Origin of the sequence: Chryseobacterium sp., assembly GCF_008831505.1 — a bacterium.
Lineage (GTDB): Bacteria > Bacteroidota > Bacteroidia > Flavobacteriales > Weeksellaceae > Marnyiella.
This window is the reverse complement of record NZ_CP044507.1, coordinates 2,338,157-2,359,209: the sequence shown is the minus strand read 5'-3', so window position 1 is coordinate 2,359,209 and position 21,053 is coordinate 2,338,157. Positions and strand designations below refer to the sequence as shown.

Below are 21,053 nucleotides of genomic sequence, written 5' to 3'. Positions count from 1 at the left end.
TTAGAAATTTTATGCGAAGTTTCCGCCTGTTCTCTCACCGGCAATAAAAAACACGGCAAAATTGCCGTGTTTAAAATGAATTCTTTGAATAAAATTTATTCTCTGTTTTTCACAAGGATCCAGCCTTTATACATGACCGGAGCTTGTGTTCCGTCTGGTTCGTTCCATGTAATATGGTACCAGTAAGTTCCGGTAATTACCTTCTTGCTGGCAAATCTGCCGTCCCAACGGTAGAAGTTATTCTTGTCGGCAAGGTGAACCCTGTTGCCATATCTGTCATAAACAGAGAAGGTCAGGTTCTGCTTGTACCTAAGCGCAGAATAGTCAATATAGTCATTGATACCGTCGCCATTAGGTGTAATCACGTTGATAAGGTTAGGGATAGTAATTTCAACAGTTACCGGTTCGCAGTTGAAGGCGTCTTTTACAAAGAAAATGTTCTGACCGCGCGGTACTTCGGTAAATACGTTGGAGTCCTGCCAGTTAATTCCGTCAGCGGAATATTGGTAAGGCTGTTTTCCTCCTTTTACCGTTAGTGTTACTGTATTATTGGTAATGTCAATATTGGTAATAACTACTTCAGGCACTTTGGTCACTTTTACTTTCTGTAAAGTTTCACAACCATTTTTGGTCAGGATTACCCAATATTCTCCAACCGACACATTGGAAATACTTTGTGTAGTAGCGCCGTTGCTCCATTCGTAGGCATCAAATCCGGGTCCTGCATCCAAAGTGGTACGGTCCTCAACACAAATTTCTTTGTCCTGTAGAACTGTAGAGTAGGTAGGAGGAATTACCGTTAATGTAATCTTTGCGATGCTGTAGCATCCGTTATTGTTATATACCCTTACGTACACCGCATTATTGGTGGAATTGTATACGAAAGGATTCTGTATCTCATTGGTATTGTTTTCCGCATCAGCCAGGGATGGAAAATAGTTTTTCACCGCGCCCAAACCGCCGCCTACATTTGCTGTAGTAAGGTCAAAGATAGCCGTGGTAGGTACTGCAGGGATAAAGCAGGACTGTAATGTAGCATCATTTACCTGTGGCTGTGCATAGAACAGTAGGGTAATTTTTGAATAATCCACACATCCTTCAGGAGTGGTGACCTTCACGAAAACGCTGCCTGCTGCGGAAACGTAGGCCGCCGGAGTCAGGATTTCATTGGTTCCGTTCTGTGCATCTGTAAGGGTTGGGTAATAATTGAACGTCGCCAATGGATAGTCAGAAACATCAGCTGTCGTAAGATCGTAAGTAGCTACCCCGTTGTACGGACACGCAGTGATTGTATCATCATCTGTTTCCAAAAGCACCACATTAATATTCACAGTAACAATTTCGCTGTCGAAGAAGGTCGGTACAGTACTCTGGAATTCATAAGTAAAGGTATCCGGGCCCAGATATCCTGCTGCAGGCACATAATAAATTGTACCTGTAACATTGTTCACTGTTACCGTACCGTTAGCAGGTTGGTTGGTTATGGTAATCGAGTTTAAATCCAGGGGTTGTGTAGAGTTTGTGAAAGCTACTGTAAACTGTCTTCCACCACACACATTAACCGTTTGTGTCGTATTTGTAGGACAAGGGAAAACTTCGTACGCTGGAGTAGTAACCGGAGCACATCCGGGAATACTTACGGTACAGGTATATACGCCGGGAACGGTAGGAGTATATTGAAATGTATTGGCACCTGCAATTGGATTGCCGTTCAGGAACCACTGGTAAGTAGTATAGATATCATCTACGGCCAGCACAATTCCGGGAATACATTCTCCAGTTTCCTTCACGATGGCCGGAACTGATGAAAATCCTGCAAAGTAACCACCGAAACCTGCTGTAGAATAGCCACCGGTAACTCCCGCGGTCACTGCCTTGTTTGAATTAATAGCGATGTTTCCTGTAGGATTAGGCACAGAATAAGTTACCCAGTTTGTAGTTCCCGTAACGTTGAAAGGGCCGGATCCTGCGGGCGGAGGAGTACCGTTTATGGTTACGGTCGCACCTGCTTCTGTAAGGATATTAAGCTTCAGCAGCCAGTTGCTGAGATTTGTACTGTTGTTTGTAGGTGTGATATAATTTACCATACCGATTTCATCAATTTTCCTGGGCAGGTAACAGCTCAGTGGAGGTATATAGTTCCAGCCTTCTGTGGCGTTATCTGTCGGTCGGCCACCAATTAGCTGATATACATATACATTCTTCGTAGTGGAAATATAAAGGTTGAAATGTCCGCTTCCCTGGTCCACGAAGTTAGTGTCCATTACACGGAAAGTCTGTCCTGCATTGATAGTGGCAGCGGCTGTAGGTGACCCGTTAATAAAGATGTCGGTCTGGTCTTCAGTTGCAGTAACCAGTGCTCCTTCCATATTGGTGCCTATGTTCGCATTTCCTTTGATGATTACAAAGGTTTTCCCAAGACGTTCAATGGGTACGGACTGGTCCATGATAATATCTGACCCTCCAAAAGATCCCAGTGCGTAATTACCGTTCATATTACCGTTCATTACGGAAATGGGCTTGTCTGAAGTTATCAGTGCGCCTGAAAATGCATTGGCATTTCCGGCTATATTTCCCGGTCCTTCTACAATATAGGACTGACCTTTATTCAGGGTTACCGTGATACTCGGCAAAGCTGCTCCTGTAACTCCACCGGCAAACTCTACAGTTGGCTGGTAACCGTTTATGGTAACGGTGGTGTTGTCTACAGTAGCCAAAACGCTGGTTACGAAATTGGTAATACTGGTTACATAATTGTTAGGCGTTACAACTGCACGGAAGGATGTGCCGATTCCGGCTTTTCCCTTAGATGCAATGAATTCGCCGTGAGAAGAAATATAGATACGGAGACTGGCATAGAATGGAGTTGGACCCTGCAGGTAAAGACCTTTTGTAGAAGTTGTCATACATTCCGCGTCGGTGGTTGCAACGATTGCCGTCTTGGGTACAATGAAGGTTCCTGGATTTCCTTTGCTTATTGTAACAGTTCCAATTACAGCGTTATTGTTGTAAATGTTTACCGGGAACGGGGTCACGGAATCTGTAGAAAGGAAAAGCGTTTGAACCGAACTCGTCGAACTTGCACGGTCCCTCATAGGCGCAAACCAATGCTCGGTATCTCTCTGGGCCCAAAGGCTGGAGGCGGTAACAAGCATGAGCACCAAAATAAGTAGATGTTTTTTCATATTTCTGGTATTTTTAATCAATTTAACAAATTTATAATAAAATTTGTATTCAGGAATATTATTTTTAAATAAATAGCATCAGTCGCGGTTTTTCAGCAACAACCATCCGCTGTATTCCATGTGTTCGCCGGATTCCGGATCTGTCCATTTAATAAGGTACCAGTAGGTTCCGCTGCTGATCACCCTTCCGCCTACACGGCCGTCCCAGATGTAGTTTTTACTCTTGGACTGGTATACCAAAGCACCATAACGGTCGTACACTGCTATAGAAACATTTTCCTTATTCTGAAGGTCCGAATAATCCAGCACATCATTGATGCCGTCCCCATTCGGTGTGATGGCATTGATAAGATCCAGAACCAGGAATTCCTTCGTAACTGGGCGGCATTTTTCAGCGGCCAGAACATAGGCGGTCTGCGTGCCTTTTGCAACTCCCATGAAAACCGGAGAGGACTGCCAGTTTATACCGTCAAGAGAATACTGGTAGGGCGGAGTTCCGCCGGAAACATTGACTGTTACAACGTCTCCTTTCACCTCAATACTTGTAATTACCGGTTCCTGGGCCGCTAGAACACTTACATATTGTCTGTAGGTACAGCCATTAAAACTTAAGTCAACATAGTAGTTGCCAACAGTTGCATTGATGGACTGGGTAGTCGCACCGTTGCTCCAAAGATATGCTGTAAAACCCGGGCCCGCATCCAGTTGTGTTGAAGCTCCCGTACAGATGGTTATATCCTTTAAGACATCAGATTTTTTTGGTGATTTGATCGTCAGGGTGAGCTGAGCTGTGTTGGGGCACGCATTGTTACTCTCAAAACGTACATAAAAAGTTTGGGTGCCTGTGATAAGTTGAGTGCCCGCCAGTGCATTTGCATCGTTCTGAGCGTCAGCCAGTGAATTGTGAAATGAAGCAGTTACGCCGGGGTTTACTGTAAATAAAGAACTGTAAGAATTTAGATTTATCTGCTCCGAACCGTTAAGATCGTTGTCACATACTTCTGCTGTGCCAGTGCCGGAAATGAGTGTTAACCGGTTTCCAATGCTGAAGATAATCTGTCCCAGAGCGGGCGTACAGTTCCCCGTGTTACTGTCCACGCGCACATAAACCGTTGTTGTAGCCGCATAACTCCAGTTAGCCGGAAGGTTGTTGTTATTTCCCGCAACGGCATCGGCCTGCACCAGATAATAGCGAACATTGAAAGCTCCGGAATTATTTACAATCTGTGGGGTAACAGCAGAGAAGTTTACCTGAACCGTGCCGTCAAAATTTTCATCGCAAAGTGCTCCGTTGAAGCCGGCAGTATTAAGGTTAGGCAGCGGTATTACGTTAAGTGTTACAACAGCAACCGCTGAGCAGTTGTTGGCTGCGGAAACCTGAACATATACATTGCCCGGTGCGGCGGTATAATTTGTAGGATCGGGTATCGTGACAGTGAGTGCCGGATCGGAGAAGTATCCCAGTGTAACACCCGGTGTGCCGGTTACATTTGCTGTTGTGAGGTTGAAGGTACCTGTACCTGCCGCATTCGCACATGAGGAAAGCGTAGCGGGATTAACGTTAAGGGACTGCAGTGTGAGGTTTAATTCAACCACCATAGGGCAAAAACCGGGATGCTGGATCACGATATAATAAACACCGGTGCCGGTTACGGTTTGGTTCGCACTTACGGCATTCGTTCCTGCATTGGCATTTGCTAGTGTACCGTGGAAAGTGAAGGTTGCGGCAGGATCCACCGTAAATGCGTTTGTGTAATTGTTCAGGTTAGCTGGTTCCGAGCCGTTTCCGTCCGGGTCGCATAGCGTTGCTGAATGGTTAGAGGTAAGTACCGGAACTTTTGGGCCGATTGCGAAATTCAGTTGGTCCAGTGCAGGTGCACAGTTGCCGTTCATAGCATCAACACGCACATATACAGTAGTAGGTGTACTGAAAGTCCAGGCATTCCCGAGGGTGTTGTTATTTCCGGCGGCGGCATCTGCCTGATTTAAATAGTACCGGACATTAAACTGGCCGGAATTATTTACAATTACAGGCGTAACATCGCTGAAACTTACGTTTATTATGCCGTCCAGATCGCTGTCACAAATACTTGTATTATACGCGGTGGGGTTAATATTGGGTGCTGCTACCGCTGTAAGCTGAATTTGAGCGGTGGCTACACACCCCGAGGCCGAAGTTACCTGCACGTACACCAATCCCGTGGGGGCTGAGTAGTTGGTTGGATCTGCTATCGCCCCGGTTAGGTTCGCATTGGTGAAATATTGGGCGGTAGTTCCCGCATCCGGTGAATTGCTTACTGAGGTAAGGTTGAAATTAGCGTTACCATTCGCACCCGCGCATGAAACCAATGAGGCATTGGTAGTTTGGAGCACGTCGATATTGACTGTCACGCGGAAGTATTCAAAATCTGCCGGATTGCCTGTACCCTGCAGGTAATAAACAAATTGCACCTGTGTATCTGCGGTGAGTCCGGCAGCAGGTGTATAGGTTATGACTCCAGTAACACCGTTCACCGTTGCTGTACCGGAAGCCGGCGCCGCAATTATTTGGGTTAGTGACGGATTAATTGGTTGACCGGAAGTGGTGAAAGCAGGTGTAACTGTGAGGTTGTTACAGGACCCAATATTTTGGATGCTTGTGCTGATGGGAGGACACGCGGTATAGGAATAAGGGTCTGTGAGTTTGGATTCGCAGAGGTTTTTTGTGATCAGAACCGTGTAGGTTCCCGATCCGTAAAGATCAGGGTTAATGGAGAAGGTTGTCGCACCGGGTATGGCTACGCCATTCAGGAACCATTGGTACGCATCATAGGAATTATCAACCTGAAGCAGAATTCCGGCATAACAGTCGCCGGTTTTTGAAATTACGGGTACGGAGGAAAAGCCGGCAAAATAACCGCCGTAGCCTACGGCTCCGCTGCCTGCAGCAATGCCCGCTGTGACTGACTTCGTAGAATTCACCGTTATGTTGCCCGAAACATTGGATACCGAATAGGTAACCCAGTCCGGATTACCTACAACGGGAAACGGTCCGTTCAACGGAGATACCGGAGTGCCGTTAATGGTGACATTGGCGCCGGTTTGCGTAATGATGTTGAGTTTGGTGCTGTAAGTTGCAGAGCCAAGACTGTTGATGTTTCCGATTTCATCTACTTTATTCGGCAGGAAACAGCTTAAGGGTGGTATATAGTTGAATCCTCCGGCCGCATAAACACTGCCGCTGGAAGTTCCCCCCAGAAACTGGTATACATAGACGTTTTTATTCGTGCTGATACCCATGTTATAGTGCGTAGTGCCCTGCAGTGTATAGTTGAACCCGTCTATCATGGTATATTCCCCTTCATTAAGTACGATGCCCGTCGGGCTCCCGTTCACAGTGACGCTGGTATTATTTTCAGTAGCTACTATGAGTGCCGTCTCCATGCCCGACGTTACCGGCGCATTTCCCTTCACCATAACGAAATTTTTGCCTAATCTGTCCACGGGAACAGCCTGGTCCATCAGGATGTCATTGTTGGTGAAATTGAAATTGGTATAGATACCGTTAAAGTTACCGTTGGTAACTGATACCGGGTGGTTGGCGTCTATCCGTGCACCAATAAGGCCGTCCAGATTCCCGGGTCCCGCCGTACTTACAGCGTCCAGGATGTAAGACTGCCCCCTGTTGAGTGTGAACGTCTTAGTTGCACTGGAACTTCCGTCTGAAAAGACAACCGTGGGGTCATATCCCGAAACGGTAACCGTCGTATTGTCTTCTGTTGCCATAACCCCTATGGTGGAGTTAATGTAAGTTCCTGTACCGGTAAGGGGTGCCATGGCTGCATAGAAAGTGGTGCCAAGCCCTGCCAGTCCTTTGGAAGTGATGATCTCGGCGTGATTGGTTACCGAGAAACGGTAGTTGGCAAAGTATTTTTTAGGACCCTGCAGAAAGATTCCCTTGCTTACGGGAGTGAAAAGTTGGGATTGGTTTAATCCCATCATGAAACTTTCCGGAATATATACCTGCGCCGGATTCCCTTTACTGATGGTGGCAGTGGTAAACAGGGTATTATTATTGTAAATGCTTACAGTGAAAGGTGTAGTTTCGTTAGTGGAAAGATATACATAGCTTTCCGCACCGGAATTACCTGCTTTTGCAGCCATGGGCGCAAACCAGTGGTCGGTGTCCAGTTGTGCGAATCCTAAGAAACTGAAAAAAAGAAGGAAAGCAAATAAAAGTTTTTTCATAATCCATGTAAAAATGGTGACAAAATTACTCAATAATTGTGGATTACTTATAAAAAAAATCTCCCTGAAAAATCAGGGAGAATGTATCGGGATATAGGTGGTTATTAGGTAAGGCTAACTCTTACAAAACCAACTACTTTAAGGTCAGCGTCAATGGATTTTACGTAATCACTTACAGACATATTTCCGTCCTTAATGAATGCCTGATGTACAAGGGTATTTTCTTTGTAGAACTTCTGCATTTTCCCTTTCAGGATATTGTCAATGATGTTCTCTGGTTTACCTTCCTTGATAAGAAGGTCTCTTTCAATTTCCAGTTCTTTGTCAATGGTCTCCTGAGAAACCTTTGTTTCGTCCAGAGCGATTGGGTTCATCGCTGCAACCTGCATTGCAACTGCTTTAGCCGCCTCTTCAGATCCGTTTACGTTTGCGGAAAGGGAAGTGATGGCAGCGATTTTGTTTCCAGCATGGATGTATGCGCCCAGGAAAGGTCCTTCAATGGTTTCAAAAGAACCGATTTCAATTTTTTCACCAATAACACCTGTCTGCTCGATCAGTTTATCAGCAACGGTAATGCCTTTATAATCTGAAGCCAAAAGCTCTTCTTTGGTTTTTCCAAGAGCCATTTCAGCCAGGTCATGAGCAAGTTTTACAAACTCTTCGTTCTTAGCCACGAAGTCAGTTTCACAGTTCAGGGCAATAATAACCCCTCTTGTTTTATCGTCATTCACTTTTGCAATAACTGCACCTTCAGTAGATTCCCTGTCGGCTCTGTTGGCAGCAACTTTCTGTCCTTTTTTTCTAAGGATTTCAATTGCTTTTTCGAAGTCTCCTTCTGCCTCAACCAAAGCTTTTTTGCAGTCCATCATACCTGCCCCTGTCGTGTTTCTAAGTTTCGCTACGTCTGCAGCTACCGGTGTGTACATATATTTATTTTTGTATTTAAAAAAAGAGTTAAGTTTAGAATCTTTTTTGAGCGATGCAAAGATAAATAAATTTAATGTAAACTAAAACATAGTTTTTTTACGTTATAGTAGGCGTCCAATGTATTAACAATCACAATTATAATATGAAAAAATGGTATATCTTTTTTCTGATCCTGATCTGCGGTCTCGCTATGGCACAGAAGAAAAAAACCTCTGTAAAGGCTCCTGCCGCAAAAATGACGGCTGCACAGGCGCAGATGAGTAACGACCCGAAAGTAATCGCAGCCTTTATAAAAGATAATCCCAGCGATCCCGCCATTGGAGATTTAAGGGTCAAACTGGTACAGCTTATTACTCCAGCTAATGATATTGCTGCCAAACCGAAAGTGGAACCGCTTACAAAAGGAAAATTGGTGCGCGAAGTAAAGAGCGACCTTAAAGATGGCGTGAACGATAAAAGTAAGATGGCCGCTAAGGTCCTGAACCACCTCTTTGACAACAGTCCCAACAAGAGGGAAGCCTATGTACAGATCGTCAACCGTTCGGCCTGTAACCTGATCGTAAAATTCAGTGGGAGAGGTAATTATTATAACCTTGATGTAAAGGCCAACAATCAAAGTTATATCCTGATCGATAAAGGCAATTATCTGGTGACTACGAGTATCTGTGATGCCAAATATTCATCAGCCAAGAATATCAATAAGGATATTGCTATTACTTTGAATTCGAGGAGGTAAGAAAACTGAACTGATTTCAAATTAAACAGAAAGGGCTGTCTCCGGTACGGTGACAGCCCTTTTTATTTTATATTTCTAATAACTTTTACCCTTTGAAGCGGCCCATCGCAATAAACTTATCCTGTCTTTGCTGTTCCAGTTCCTTGCCTGAAAATGAAGCAAAGGCCTTGATGTTCTGAAGGATAGACTGTTTCAGGTGGTCATAGGCAACCTGCGGTTCGTAATGCGCTCCACCCAGCGGTTCCTGGATAATGCCGTCAATGAATTTATGTTCCAAAGCATCGCTTGGAGTCAGTTTCAATGCATTTGCCGCATCTTCCTTATGATTCCAGTTTCTCCACAGTATGGATGAGCAGCTTTCCGGTGCGATTACGGTATACCAGGTATTTTCCAGCATGTAAACCTTATTACCCACGCCGATTCCTAAGGCACCGCCACTGGCACCTTCGCCGATGATATAACAGAAGATAGGCGTCTTCAGCATCGTCATCTCGAAAATATTACGTGCAATGGCTTCACCCTGACCTCTTTCTTCAGCTTCAAGTCCGGGATAGGCTCCCGGTGTATCAATTAGCGTAATAACAGGAATGCGGAATTTTTCAGCGAGTTTCATTAAGCGTAAAGCTTTACGGTAACCTTCGGGATTACTCATGCCGAATCTGCGGTGCTGTCTTTCCTTGGTGGTACGCCCTTTTTGGGTTCCGATCAGCATCACTTTCTGACCGTCTATCGTAGCCAAACCACCGATCATTGCCGGATCATCAGCAAAATTACGGTCGCCATGAAGCTCGAGGAAGCTGTCTTTATCTACAATTCCATTGATGAAATCCAGTGTGTAAGGGCGGTCCGGATGTCTGGAGAGCTGCACGCGCTGCCATGGTGTAAGGTTCAGATATATTTCCTTTTTCTTTTCAATGATTTTGTCCTCAATCTGAGAACAGGCCAACTTCACATCTACTCCGGCATCTTCGCCTACGATTGAACAGGTTTGATACTGCTCCATCAGTTCTTCAATTGGCTTTTCAAATTCTAAATATTGCATATCCTGAAAATTATCCTTCAAAATTAGTGAAAATTGCAGAGACTTATCCGATATTATTTACCGCATTTGAAATACGCGATTTAGTCTCCTCAAAACCAATTATTTCCATAATATCCGGTACATCAGGACCTTTAAGCTCGCCTACAAGCGCAAGGCGGAGAGGCATCATGACCTTGCCCATGCCCAGGTTTTGGGTTTCAGCAAAATTTTTGATGGCTTCCTTAAGATTGGCAGCATTAAAATCATCAGCATTTAAGGTTTCAGAAAACTGTGTAATGATGCCCGCCGTTTGGTCGTTCCAGGCTTTTTTTACCGCTTTTTCATCAAAAGATTCCGGCGCTTCAAAAAAGAATTTTCCGCTTTCGTAGATGTCCTTTACAAAGGTGGCGCGTTCTTTCATCAGGGAAACGATTTTCAGAAGTTTGTCCTTAGCAAGAGCATTTGTTCTTTCGGGTTCCAGTTCCTGCAGCATCAGAAGAACCTCTTCATCGCTTTTTTTCTGAAGGTACTGATGGTTAAACCAGTCTGCTTTCTCCTTGCTGAAGCGTGCCCCTGCCTTATGTACTTTATGAAGGTCAAATTCCTGCGCCATTTCTTCCAGGCTCAGTATCTCTTTGTCCTCTGCAGGCGACCAACCCAGGAGAGCCAGGAAGTTTACGAAGGCTTCCGGCAGATAGCCGTGTTCTTTATAACCGGGGTAAACCTCCTTGGTTTCCGGGTCTGTAAAATTCATCGGGAACACCGGAAAGCCAAATTTGGCCCCGTCTCTTTTGCTCAGTTTTCCTTTACCTTCGGGCTTCAGGATAAGTGGCAGGTGTGCGAACTCCGGAGCGGTCCAACCCATTGCTTCGTAAAGAAGTACGTGAAGCCCCATAGAGGGGAGCCACTCCTCGCCACGGATAACGTGGCTGATTTCCATCTCGTGGTCATCTATGATATTGGCCATGTGATAGGTAGGCATACCGTCGTTCTTAACGAGTACTTTATCATCCAGTGTATCAGTATTCACGGCAAATTTACCGCGAATGGTGTCTTCCAGGTTCAAAATGCGGTTCACGGGCATTTTAAAACGGATTACATAGGGCGCTTTTTCGTCCAGAAGTTTCTGCACTTCGTCTGCAGGCAGGGCCAAACTGTTTTTGAGTTGGTTTCTGGTAATATTATTATAGGAGAAAACCTCGCCTTTTTCTTCATAATGCTTACGGATATCATCCAGTTCGGCGGGGGTATCAAAAGCCATATAAGCATAGTCCGTCTTCAGGATTTCCGCGATATGCCTGTCATAAATATCCCGTCTTTCGCTCTGACGGTAGGGTCCGTAGTTGCCACCATGCCTTGGGCTTTCGTCCGGCGTAATGCCCGCCCATTCCAGCGCATCCATGATATAATCTTCGGCACCTTCCACATATCTGGCGGTATCAGTATCTTCAATACGGAGTACAAAATCCCCGTTGTTTTTCTTTGCAAAAAGGTAATCATATAAGGCCGTTCTGGCACCACCCAGGTGCAGCGGACCGGTGGGACTGGGCGCAAAACGAACTCTAACTTTACTCATAGATTTAAATTTGGGCAAATTTAGCCAAAAAATGACTTTTGGTGCAGGAATGTAATATTTTATTTAGTTTTGCATCAAATATGAATCAATGCTCGAAATAGGGGAACGACCATGGGGAAAGTATTATGTGCTCGCCGACGAACCTACATACAAACTCAAAAGAATTGAGGTTCTGCCGGGGCACCGACTTTCATATCAGTATCACCATCACCGTCAAGAATTCTGGACGGTAATACAGGGTGAAGCTACGGTTGTACTGGATGGCGAGAACCACCAGCTAAGTTACGGAATGAGCATCTTCATTCCACAGTTTTCCAAACACAGAATTGAAAATAATTCTTCTGAACTGTTACAGTTTATAGAAGTACAGACAGGTACTTATTTTGGTGAAGATGACATTGTAAGACTTCAGGACGATTATGCCCGGAACGGAGATAAATCCTAATTCTCCCGCATGATTTCGTTATGATGGCAAAAGTTGAAAAACAGGTTAAATTCTTTTATTATATAAAGGCCTACCTCCGCCGTATTTTACCCACAACCTCATACAGCGTAAAAATTAAGGAACTGGAGCGCTCGCTAAGCGCATCGCAATTGGAATTGGTGGCTTCCCGGGTCGATTATTACTGCCGTTCTTCAGTTAAAAGTTCAACATCTTCACCCTGCTGCACGCTGAAGGACCTGCGGAGTCCGGTAACACCTAAAACCTACTATCACGACACCTACGAATACGCCCGCTTTTTTCCGGAAGAACTTCCCATCAATTTTGTTTTTGGTGATGTGACTACTGTGCCCGATTTGCCAAGTATTGTAAAAAGCCGCCCTGTTGCAGCAGATAACCATAACAGTGTACTGCTGAATCTAGATAAAGCGCGTCATTTTGTATGGGTTCGCAACGACCAGCCTTTCCAAACTAAAAAAGATGTTCTTATCGGGCGGGGAGCTGTTTTTCAGGAGCACCGCTATCATTTTTTCAGCCAGTATTTCGGCCATCCGCTTTGCGACTTGGGACAGGTGAATGCGCAGGGCGGAAATCCGCTCTGGATAAAAAAGAAAATTTCAATAGTTGACCACCTGAACTATAAATTCATCCTGTGTTTACAGGGAAATGACGTGGCTACCAACCTGAAGTGGGTCATGTCCTCCAACTCCATTGCGGTAATGCCAAAGCCTACGCTGGAAACATGGTTTATGGAGGGTTCGCTGGTGGGTGGCGTACATTATATTGAAATAAAGGACGATTATTCGGATCTGGAAACTCAGCTTCAGCATTATCTCGCCCATCCCGACAAGTGCCGGTTCATTCTGGAAAATGCACACAGCCACTGCGAGCAGTTTTACAACCGGAAAGTGGAAGATTTGTGCAGTTTGAAGGTGCTCGAGAAGTATTTGGTTACTGGGGAATAATATGCTGGACTGTTCTTTATTTTATTCTGAATAATTTACCAAGAAAAAATTTAAAAGGCCTTTTTGCTGTATATACCGGAATCCCATTTACTTTCCAGTTGGTTTTGTTAAGGGTGTATTCCTCAAACAGTTTTTGGTTTTTCTCAATGAGCGTTTGCCTTTTATCGAGTTCTTTTGTGTTTAGAATTACGGGATTATTATAAGAAGATTTCCTTTTGTAATGATTTTGATGAAGCACGATCTCATTATCAATGATCTCTACTTTCATTTTCTTCAGTTTTATGCGGTGAAGAAGTTCATTATCGTCATATGCAACTCCATTGGCGTAAAGCGGATCAAATCCGCCCAGATCCAATAAATCTTCTTTCAGAATCGCACAGCAAAAGTGATAAGCGCAGGGTCTAATGACAGAATGGTTGTACCAGCTATTGCTTCCATCACGGGTATTCTCAACATTATTGTCAGAAATTAATCTTTCAAGTTTTTTTGGATGACTTAGATAATGATCGATATTGTCGGTTGGTTCTTCGTCTAATGAGTAACAACCGAAACTTAAGTAGATATTTGTGTCAATATTGGTTAAAGCATAATCTATAATATTCCCATAATGTAAGCATTCCGGATTTTGGAGGATTATTATTTCGCCAGTTGCATGAGTAAATCCTATATTAAAGGGGATACATGAATTAGTATACCACTTGTCTTTTTTTTCGATACGAATGATTTTCAGGAAAGGAAAAACGGATGTCAGATCTTCCAGCCTTTCGTTTGCATCGCTCCCGTCATCTACAGCAATTACCTCTAAAGAAATGTTATTAGCATTTACCTGTCTGCTGATGCTCTCAAGCGTCTTAATAAAAAGATTCCTTCTGTTGTAATAAGAAGTAACGATTGATACTTTCATATTAATTAAGGTAAAAACTCCTGTATTTGGATGGTTTAAAATATTTATAAAAATACTTTCTGTACCAAACGTTATAATATTTTTCTTTGAACTTTAAATTGTCGCGCACGGAGGTGATCAGCTTGCTTATTGAAAGACCATTTTCTTTGTAATAAGAATAATGTTTATTATAAAGATAGAGTCGTGCATTATCTGAAATATCATTCTGTTTCTCATTTAAATCCGTTAAAGAATTCTTTGCGCCGGATTTCCTGTAATAAAAGAGTGTTTCAGGAATTTTGTAAACGCCCGGATATTTTTTCAGTATCCTGATCCACAGTTCCCAATCCTCTATAAAATGCATATTTTCATCAAATTTACCGACATCAAAAAAAACCTCCCGTTTTATCATCGCGAAAATGGGAATACAATTATCTATAAGGAAACTGGCAGGCCTGTAATCCGGCAGCTTCCAAACACCCGATTTGCTGCCAAAAAATTCCGCACCTGAGTAAACAATGTTTAATTCCGGATTTTTTTGATACTCAGCAATACATTTCTTTACATAATCTGGATGCAGCTTGTCATCAGCATCAAGAAATACCAGATAGTCTCCTTTAGAAATCTGAGCACCGAAATTCCTGGTATGAGATGGACCTCTGTTTTCCTTTGAATGAAAGATGATGTTAGGATGTTTGGAGCAGATTTCCTGAACTACCTTAGCGGATTGGTCCGTAGAACCATCGTCAACGACAATGATTTCAACTGACGAATAGCTCTGGGAAAGCGCAGAATCTATCGTTTCTGCAATAACCTCCTCATTATTATAGCAGGGAATTATAATACTAACTAACATCGGGTAAATCAATATTTCTATAAGGTTCTATTTTGAAAAGATAATTAAGCCAATTTGTAAAACTATATGTCTTTATAATGGAGTCATCCATTTCAACATACGGCAATTCAAGAAACTCCAGCAGCTGATCGTAATTACTATCTAAAACAAAAATGTTATTAGGATGGTAAAATTCATAGCCCACAATGGTTTTGTTGGTGGTAATCAACTTCTTTTTGTATTTAAGGCTTTCAAATACCCTGAAAGACAATCCACTATGTTCCGATATCAAAATATCAAGGATGTATTTGCTATTCTGTATATTCAGAAGGTACTTCTCAAAACTGATATAGTGGGGTATACAGTCAAATTTAGCCTGAATATCAATACTGGGTTTATCTTCTTTATTGTAAACAATTTCCATTTTAGCCACCATTTGGTGTTTTTCACTAAACTTTTGAAAATCCAGTAATATTTCATTCCGACTTTCGTGATAGGAACCTAAAAAATAAAAATCAAATTTAATATTTAAATCCGGTAATTCAGGGTAATCAAAATAGAAATTGGTGCAGGGTAACAACTCAAGATTACGATGCTGATCTATATCCTCACGGTCAAACACGTAAAATCTGTCAAAAATTGATATCCTTTCAAAAATCTTTGGGTATCTGTTAATACCATCAAAATGATAGCTTACAAAGTTTTGAGTTTTCGATCTGACATGGTTTAGAATTTCTAACGAAAAAAAATCCGCCCTTATTACCAGCACATAGTCATAAGATGAATGTTTGTCTATCGCTTTTATCAGCATCTGAGTTGCAAATTCCTCCTTAAGTTTCCTTTTATATTCTTTATTGTTAAGAAAAGTCTTCTGGTAGAAGTTAGTAATTTTCTGATTTAAGTTCCTGTATCTGAATTTCTCTGAATCTGGAGTAAGCACATTAGCATCGTAACCGTTTTCCAAAAGATTTTTTTCTATTAGTGAATATAGCTGATAGTTGGAAGGCAGTAAAACAAGTATGTTCTTTTTATTTGATTTCATTTTAAATTCCCGTTCCCTTGCTTTTTGAAATTAACGGATGGTGAAGTTCTTTGGTGAAGATTAATATGTTGAAGTTTCTTCATTTCAAATCAAAAACGCGATCTACCCATTTGTCTAACGTATAATAGTCATAAACATCCTGGGATAACTTGCGGTAGGGTTTCTCAAAAAAATCTTTATTCAGATTGCTGAAATCGTCCTTCAGAATCAAAATGTTTTCCGGAGTATAAAAGTCATAATTTGGTATCTCACGATTATTGGTAATAATTTTTTTTTCCAGTGCCATAGCTTCAAAAAAACGAAAACTTAAGCCTGTTTGTCCGGCCCGCATCAACTCAAGTATAGCTTTCGTATTTCTATAAACACTGATGGTTTCCGCTGCGGGAATAGTTTTACGTTTCAGAACTGCATAATTTTTCAGTGGTTCACTGGCTCTAATCTGCTCTTTCCAAATTCGTTTTCCCACAATTAAAAAACGATGCGAAATTCCTTTTTTATGCAATACAGGAGCCAGTTTCCGCAAAATGGCGTTTCTGTTTTTATCGTAAGAAGTAATATAGTACAAATCCAGTTGAGGATTCTGATCCTCTGCCGGAAGGTATTCAAGATAATTATAGTTGGTAAGTTTTTCAAAACCGAATTCCCGTACATCTTTGTCATCAAAAGAAAAGATTTTATCAAAAAAATGCAGTTTGTCCTGCACAGGATAGCGCTCCAAACTATCATATAAATAGGTGATGCAGCGAAAAGTTCGTTCTTTGATAAACTTCAAAGTCTCTGAATCTAAAGTGTCCGGATTTAATACCAGAATTTGATCCTGAAAACCGATTTTTTCAAGGGATTCTATTACAAACCGTTGCCGTTTCTGATGTTTAAGGTTCTTTCCAAATAATATTTTACTGAAAGCGTTCGAAATTTTGCTCCCCAAATGTTTATGCGAGAAAGCTCCAATATTGATATGGTGAGCCTTAATATCACGTTCATTCAGCTTGCGTACAATGTGCTCATCATAATGCCAGAAGTCAAAGCTTATCACACATATTTTCATTTCTTCTGCTTTAAAGTTTTATAAGTTTCATGGACGTACAGACCCTGCAAGTAACTTATTCGTAAACCATTTATACCATCCAGAAAGCCTAATTTCAGAAAATACATTTTGATAAATTTAAAAACTACTTTGCTCCAATGAGTGACTACTGAATATTTTCCCCCTTTTTCTGTAAGTTCTTTCCCTTTCAAAAAACCATAATAAAGCATTTTCTTCTTAAAGTTTTCAAAATTTTCAAAAGAGTAATGAAAGAGTTTATTTTTTAGTATTCCGGTGGTTCCATTGACCGCTAAGGTTTCATGTACCTTTTTGTTTTCTGCGTATTTGGCTTTAGACTTCCGGAACAGGCGGAAGTTTTTATCATTTTGGGTTCCTGAGAATTTTATTTTTTTATTCCCAACAAAAAAGATTCTGCGAATATAATAAGCATCTTTTGCATTCTTGGCGCTTATTGTTTCGATGATTTCATTTTGAAGTTCCGGTGTGGTTCTTTCATCACCGTCAAGAAAAAAAACCCAGTCATTTTCGGCCAGGGAAAGCGCTCTGTTACGTTGTTTCGTATAATCAACAAATTTGTGTTGGTCAATCTTAACCTTAGGGTTTTGCCGCGCAATCTGTACTGTTTGATCAGTACTAAATGAATCAACGACGATTATTTCATCACAAAAGTCAAAACATTTCAGGACTTCCTGAATATTTTTTTCTTCATTAAATGTGATGATTAATCCGCTGATTTTCTCCGGCATATGCTATTTCATATATTCCAACACCGTCTTCTCAATAATCCGAACGCACTCCATCAGCTGTTCCTCAGTGATAACCAATGGCGGTGCCAGACGGATGATATTTCCATGCGTTGGCTTGGCCAGAAGACCGTTTTTCATCAGGTCCACACAAAGGTTCCAGGCTGTAGGAGAGTCCTGGGTATCATTGATGATGATGGCATTCAGCAAGCCTTTGCCGCGTACACTGACGATGAGGTCGGTTTTGGCAATGATTCTCTCAATTTCGGCACGGAACATTTTCCCCAGTCTTTCAGCTCGTTCAGAAAGTCCGTCTTCTTCAACCACATCAAGTGCAGCCATGGCGACTGCGCAGGCCAGCGGATTGCCGCCAAAAGTTGAACCGTGCTGCCCCGGCTTAATAACGTTCATAACGTGGTCATCAGCAAGAACTGCAGATACCGGATACATGCCGCCGGAAAGTGCCTTGCCCAGAATCAGGATATCGGGTTGTACATCTTCATGATGACAGGCAATCAGCTTACCGGTGCGTGCTATACCGGTCTGTACTTCATCAGCAATAAAAAGGACGTTGTATTTTTTGCAGAGTTCTGAAGCTCCCTTTAAGTAACCTTCGTCCGGAACATAAACGCCGGCCTCGCCCTGAATGGGTTCCACAAGGAATGCCGCCGTTGTGGCAGACTGCTCCCGGAGTATTTGCTCCAGTGCTTCCAGGCTGTTGTAAGGAATTCTCACAAATCCGGGTGTAAAGGGACCATAATTGGTACTTGCGTCCGGATCATTGGAGAATGAGACAATTGTAGTAGTACGCCCGTGAAAGTTGTTGTCACACACAATGATCTGTGCCTGGTTTTCCGAAATGCCTTTAACTTCATAGCTCCATTTTCTGGCGATCTTCACTGCGGTTTCCACTGCCTCCGCACCTGAGTTCATTGGCAGCACTTTATCGAAACCAAAAAGTTCAGTGATTTTCTTTTCGTATTCGCCCAGTTTGGAATTGTAGAAGGCCCGGGACGTAAGCGCCAGTTTTGAAGCCTGGTTTACAAGTGCTTCCACGATTTTTGGGTGTGAGTGACCCTGGTTAACAGCAGAGTAGGCCGACAGGAAATCAAAATACTGTTTCCCTTCAACATCCCAAACATACACACCTTCGCCACGATCCAGTACTACCGGTAGCGGATGATAATTATGGGCACCGTATTTTTCTTCAAGCTGTATATATTCACTGCTGTTCATTGCATTCATTGATCCATGATTTGAAGCAAAAATAGGGAAATATTTTCAGTTGCCCGTGGTGGAATAATTATGACAGCTGCACCCGTTTCTATTTTGAATTATCGGATCCTCGTGAAAAATGTGCACAGCAAAAGTATTGTGACAATACCTGGCGGAATTGCAGGTAGAAAATTGGGTACGGCTGGTCCGGATAAAACCAAAAAGAATCCGCCTCAGTAATGAGACGGATTCCTGTATCGATAAGTGTTGATTATTTAATGGTCAAATTTCTTATCCATCACAAAATCTTCCATGAATTTCGTGGTGTAATTTCCGGCCAGGTAATCTTCATTTTCCATAAGTTGTCTGTGGAATGGAATTGTAGTCTTCACTCCCTCAATATAGAATTCTTCCAGAGCACGTTTCATCTTGGAGATGGCCTCTTCGCGGGTTTGCGCCGTCGTTATCAGCTTGGCAATCATGGAATCATAATTGGATGGGATGGTATAACCCGCATATACGTGAGTATCTACACGGATTCCGTGTCCTCCAGGAATATTAAGACCTGTAATTTTTCCCGGTGATGGTCTGAAATCGTTGTAAGGATCTTCCGCATTGATACGGCATTCAATAGAGTGCAGTTTTGGATAATAGTTGATACCGCTGATGGGTGAGCCTGAAGCCAAAAGGATTTGCTCACGGATCAGGTCATAATCCACCACCTGCTCGGTAATCGGGTGCTCTACCTGAATACGTGTATTCATTTCCATGAAGTAGAAATTCCTGTGTTTGTCCACCAGGAATTCAATGGTTCCTACGCCTTCATACCCGATATATTCAGCCGCTTTCACAGCTGCTTCCCCCATTTTTTCACGAAGTTCATCGGTCATGAACGGTGATGGAGTTTCTTCTGTAAGTTTTTGGTTTCTTCTCTGTACGGAGCAGTCCCTTTCGGAAAGGTGACAGGCTTTGCCATATTGGTCGCCGGCAATCTGAATTTCAATATGCCTTGGCTCCTCTATAAGTTTTTCCATGTACATGCCGCCGTTTCCAAATGCGGCAACAGCTTCCTGTATGGCAGATTCCCAGTGATCCTTAAGGTCCTCTTCCTTCCAGACGGCCCTCATCCCTTTTCCGCCACCACCTGCGGTAGCTTTAATCATTACAGGATAACCAATTTCCTTAGCTAGCTGAAGTGCATGTTCGTAAGAGTCTATGAGACCGTCGGAACCCGGAACACAGGGAACACCCGCTTCCTTCATCGTTGCCTTCGCATTCGCTTTATCTCCCATACGGTCGATCTGTTCGGGTGTGGCACCAATAAACTTGATACCGTTTTTCTGGCAGATTCTGGAAAAGTTGGAGTTTTCGGATAGAAATCCGTAACCTGGGTGGATGGCATCTGCATTTGTAATTTCAGCAGCTGCAATGATGTTTGGGATCTTAAGATAGGAATCCTTGCTCATGGCCGGACCTATACATACGGCTTCATCTGCAAATCTTACATGGAGGCTGTCCTTATCGGCAATAGAGTATACTGCAACGGTCTTAATGCCCATTTCCTTACAGGTGCGGAGTATACGCATAGCGATTTCGCCCCTGTTGGCAATTAATATTTTTTTGAACATCTTTTGATTTTAAATTTTAAATTCTGAATTTTAAATTATTCCGGCTAAATAATGTCCGAAACTATAATTTACAATTTAAAATGACTAGGAAGGGTCAACTAAGAACAGAGGCTGGTCGTACTCTACAGGAGTAGCATCATCCACAAGGATTTTAACGATTTTTCCTGAGATTTCGGATTCGATTTGGTTGAATAGCTTCATCGCTTCAATAACACAAACCACTTTTCCGTTGGATACTTCATCGCCTACATTAACAAAAACATCTTTATCTGGACTTGGCTTTCTGTAGAAAGTACCAATCATTGGAGATTTGATGGTAAGGTATTTACTGTCATCAGATGCAGCTTCAGCAGGTTTCTCGGCTGCAGCAGCAGGTGCGGCCTGTGGAGCTGCCTGCGGTGCAGGTGCCTGGCCCTGGTACATAGCAGGTTGTGAGATATAGCTTACTGTGTCATTTCCTGCCAGAGGAGTCTTGATCGTAATTTCAAAATCCTTCGTTTTATACTTCACTTCGGAAACCTCTGCTTTTGATACAAATTTAATGAGGTTCTGTATTTCTCTAATGTCCATATTTGATATT

General features: G+C 42.6%; 16 protein-coding genes. 3 read left to right on the top strand and 13 right to left on the bottom strand.

Annotated features, from left to right (window positions below):
- Positions 1-95: 95 nt before the first annotated feature.
- The 3 genes from F7R58_RS11100 to tsf all read right to left on the bottom strand — a co-directional run bounded on the left by F7R58_RS11100 (position 96) and on the right by tsf (position 8,338).
- Entirely contained in the window at positions 96-3,185 is a 3,090-nt protein-coding gene (locus F7R58_RS11100) for a T9SS type B sorting domain-containing protein (RefSeq protein WP_158064980.1), read from the bottom strand.
- Between the two features lie 78 nt (positions 3,186-3,263).
- Positions 3,264-7,412 (bottom strand): T9SS type B sorting domain-containing protein, encoded by a 4,149-nt coding sequence (locus tag F7R58_RS11095; RefSeq protein ID WP_158064979.1) that lies wholly within the window; start codon positions 7,410-7,412, stop codon positions 3,264-3,266.
- Between the two features lie 104 nt (positions 7,413-7,516).
- Positions 7,517-8,338: a translation elongation factor Ts gene (gene tsf, locus F7R58_RS11090; protein ID WP_158064978.1), complete on the bottom strand. Its 822-nt coding sequence runs from the start codon at positions 8,336-8,338 to the stop codon at positions 7,517-7,519.
- Positions 8,339-8,481: 143 nt separating this feature from the next.
- Between tsf and F7R58_RS11085 the strand changes: the two genes are divergently transcribed.
- The gene (locus F7R58_RS11085; protein ID WP_158064977.1) at positions 8,482-9,075 is read left to right on the top strand and encodes a DUF6759 domain-containing protein; all 594 of its coding nucleotides are present in this window, start codon (positions 8,482-8,484) and stop codon (positions 9,073-9,075) included.
- Positions 9,076-9,160: 85 nt separating this feature from the next.
- On the opposite strand, the gene F7R58_RS11080 is transcribed toward F7R58_RS11085, so the two are convergent.
- Positions 9,161-10,117: an acetyl-CoA carboxylase carboxyltransferase subunit alpha gene (locus F7R58_RS11080; RefSeq protein WP_158064976.1), complete on the bottom strand. Its 957-nt coding sequence runs from the start codon at positions 10,115-10,117 to the stop codon at positions 9,161-9,163.
- 43 nt (positions 10,118-10,160) lie between these two features.
- A complete protein-coding gene (gltX, locus tag F7R58_RS11075; protein WP_158064975.1) occupies positions 10,161-11,672 on the bottom strand; it encodes a glutamate--tRNA ligase in 1,512 nt (503 codons plus the stop codon).
- 88 nt (positions 11,673-11,760) lie between these two features.
- On the opposite strand from gltX, the gene F7R58_RS11070 reads away from it, so the two are divergent.
- Entirely contained in the window at positions 11,761-12,117 is a 357-nt protein-coding gene (locus tag F7R58_RS11070; RefSeq protein ID WP_158064974.1) for a phosphomannose isomerase type II C-terminal cupin domain, read from the top strand.
- Positions 12,118-12,137: 20 nt separating this feature from the next.
- The gene (locus F7R58_RS11065; RefSeq protein WP_229723809.1) at positions 12,138-13,079 is read left to right on the top strand and encodes a glycosyltransferase family 90 protein; all 942 of its coding nucleotides are present in this window, start codon (positions 12,138-12,140) and stop codon (positions 13,077-13,079) included.
- Positions 13,080-13,095: 16 nt separating this feature from the next.
- Here the strand turns inward: F7R58_RS11065 and F7R58_RS11060 are convergent, their stop codons facing one another.
- From F7R58_RS11060 to accB, 8 genes are all read right to left on the bottom strand, one after another.
- Positions 13,096-13,983: a glycosyltransferase family 2 protein gene (locus tag F7R58_RS11060; RefSeq protein ID WP_158064973.1), complete on the bottom strand. Its 888-nt coding sequence runs from the start codon at positions 13,981-13,983 to the stop codon at positions 13,096-13,098.
- A 1-nt stretch (position 13,984) separates the two neighbouring features.
- Positions 13,985-14,818 (bottom strand): glycosyltransferase family 2 protein, encoded by an 834-nt coding sequence (locus tag F7R58_RS11055; RefSeq protein WP_158064972.1) that lies wholly within the window; start codon positions 14,816-14,818, stop codon positions 13,985-13,987.
- Positions 14,808-15,839 carry a hypothetical protein gene (locus F7R58_RS11050; protein WP_158064971.1) on the bottom strand — a complete coding sequence of 344 codons (1,032 nt, stop codon included), beginning with the start codon at positions 15,837-15,839 and terminating at the stop codon, positions 14,808-14,810. Before F7R58_RS11050 ends, F7R58_RS11055 begins: the two co-directional genes overlap by 11 nt.
- 79 nt (positions 15,840-15,918) lie before the next feature.
- Entirely contained in the window at positions 15,919-16,887 is a 969-nt protein-coding gene (locus F7R58_RS11045; RefSeq protein ID WP_158064970.1) for a hypothetical protein, read from the bottom strand.
- Positions 16,884-17,633 (bottom strand): glycosyltransferase family 2 protein, encoded by a 750-nt coding sequence (locus tag F7R58_RS11040; protein WP_158064969.1) that lies wholly within the window; start codon positions 17,631-17,633, stop codon positions 16,884-16,886. The genes F7R58_RS11045 and F7R58_RS11040 overlap by 4 nt, the downstream gene beginning before the upstream one ends.
- A 3-nt stretch (positions 17,634-17,636) precedes the next feature.
- Positions 17,637-18,875, bottom strand: a complete 1,239-nt coding sequence (rocD, locus tag F7R58_RS11035; protein WP_158064968.1) for an ornithine--oxo-acid transaminase — start codon at positions 18,873-18,875, stop codon at positions 17,637-17,639.
- Positions 18,876-19,120: 245 nt separating this feature from the next.
- Positions 19,121-20,473, bottom strand: a complete 1,353-nt coding sequence (gene accC / locus F7R58_RS11030; protein WP_158064967.1) for an acetyl-CoA carboxylase biotin carboxylase subunit — start codon at positions 20,471-20,473, stop codon at positions 19,121-19,123.
- Between the two features lie 84 nt (positions 20,474-20,557).
- Positions 20,558-21,043 (bottom strand): acetyl-CoA carboxylase biotin carboxyl carrier protein, encoded by a 486-nt coding sequence (gene accB, locus F7R58_RS11025; RefSeq protein WP_158064966.1) that lies wholly within the window; start codon positions 21,041-21,043, stop codon positions 20,558-20,560.
- Positions 21,044-21,053 lie beyond the last annotated feature (10 nt).

What these genes read in the sequence shown, in the direction of transcription:
- F7R58_RS11100 (WP_158064980.1), bottom strand. Translation starts at nt 3,185, where the DNA reads ATGAAAAAACATCTACTTATTTTGGTGCTCATGCTTGTTACCGCCTCC.
- F7R58_RS11095 (WP_158064979.1), bottom strand. Translation starts at nt 7,412, where the DNA reads ATGAAAAAACTTTTATTTGCTTTCCTTCTTTTTTTCAGTTTCTTAGGA.
- tsf (WP_158064978.1), bottom strand. Translation starts at nt 8,338, where the DNA reads ATGTACACACCGGTAGCTGCAGACGTAGCGAAACTTAGAAACACGACA.
- F7R58_RS11085 (WP_158064977.1), top strand. Translation starts at nt 8,482, where the DNA reads ATGAAAAAATGGTATATCTTTTTTCTGATCCTGATCTGCGGTCTCGCT.
- F7R58_RS11080 (WP_158064976.1), bottom strand. Translation starts at nt 10,117, where the DNA reads ATGCAATATTTAGAATTTGAAAAGCCAATTGAAGAACTGATGGAGCAG.
- gltX (WP_158064975.1), bottom strand. Translation starts at nt 11,672, where the DNA reads ATGAGTAAAGTTAGAGTTCGTTTTGCGCCCAGTCCCACCGGTCCGCTG.
- F7R58_RS11070 (WP_158064974.1), top strand. Translation starts at nt 11,761, where the DNA reads ATGCTCGAAATAGGGGAACGACCATGGGGAAAGTATTATGTGCTCGCC.
- F7R58_RS11065 (WP_229723809.1), top strand. Translation starts at nt 12,138, where the DNA reads ATGATGGCAAAAGTTGAAAAACAGGTTAAATTCTTTTATTATATAAAG.
- F7R58_RS11060 (WP_158064973.1), bottom strand. Translation starts at nt 13,983, where the DNA reads ATGAAAGTATCAATCGTTACTTCTTATTACAACAGAAGGAATCTTTTT.
- F7R58_RS11055 (WP_158064972.1), bottom strand. Translation starts at nt 14,818, where the DNA reads ATGTTAGTTAGTATTATAATTCCCTGCTATAATAATGAGGAGGTTATT.
- F7R58_RS11050 (WP_158064971.1), bottom strand. Translation starts at nt 15,839, where the DNA reads ATGAAATCAAATAAAAAGAACATACTTGTTTTACTGCCTTCCAACTAT.
- F7R58_RS11045 (WP_158064970.1), bottom strand. Translation starts at nt 16,887, where the DNA reads ATGAAAATATGTGTGATAAGCTTTGACTTCTGGCATTATGATGAGCAC.
- F7R58_RS11040 (WP_158064969.1), bottom strand. Translation starts at nt 17,633, where the DNA reads ATGCCGGAGAAAATCAGCGGATTAATCATCACATTTAATGAAGAAAAA.
- rocD (WP_158064968.1), bottom strand. Translation starts at nt 18,875, where the DNA reads ATGAATGCAATGAACAGCAGTGAATATATACAGCTTGAAGAAAAATAC.
- accC (WP_158064967.1), bottom strand. Translation starts at nt 20,473, where the DNA reads ATGTTCAAAAAAATATTAATTGCCAACAGGGGCGAAATCGCTATGCGT.
- accB (WP_158064966.1), bottom strand. Translation starts at nt 21,043, where the DNA reads ATGGACATTAGAGAAATACAGAACCTCATTAAATTTGTATCAAAAGCA.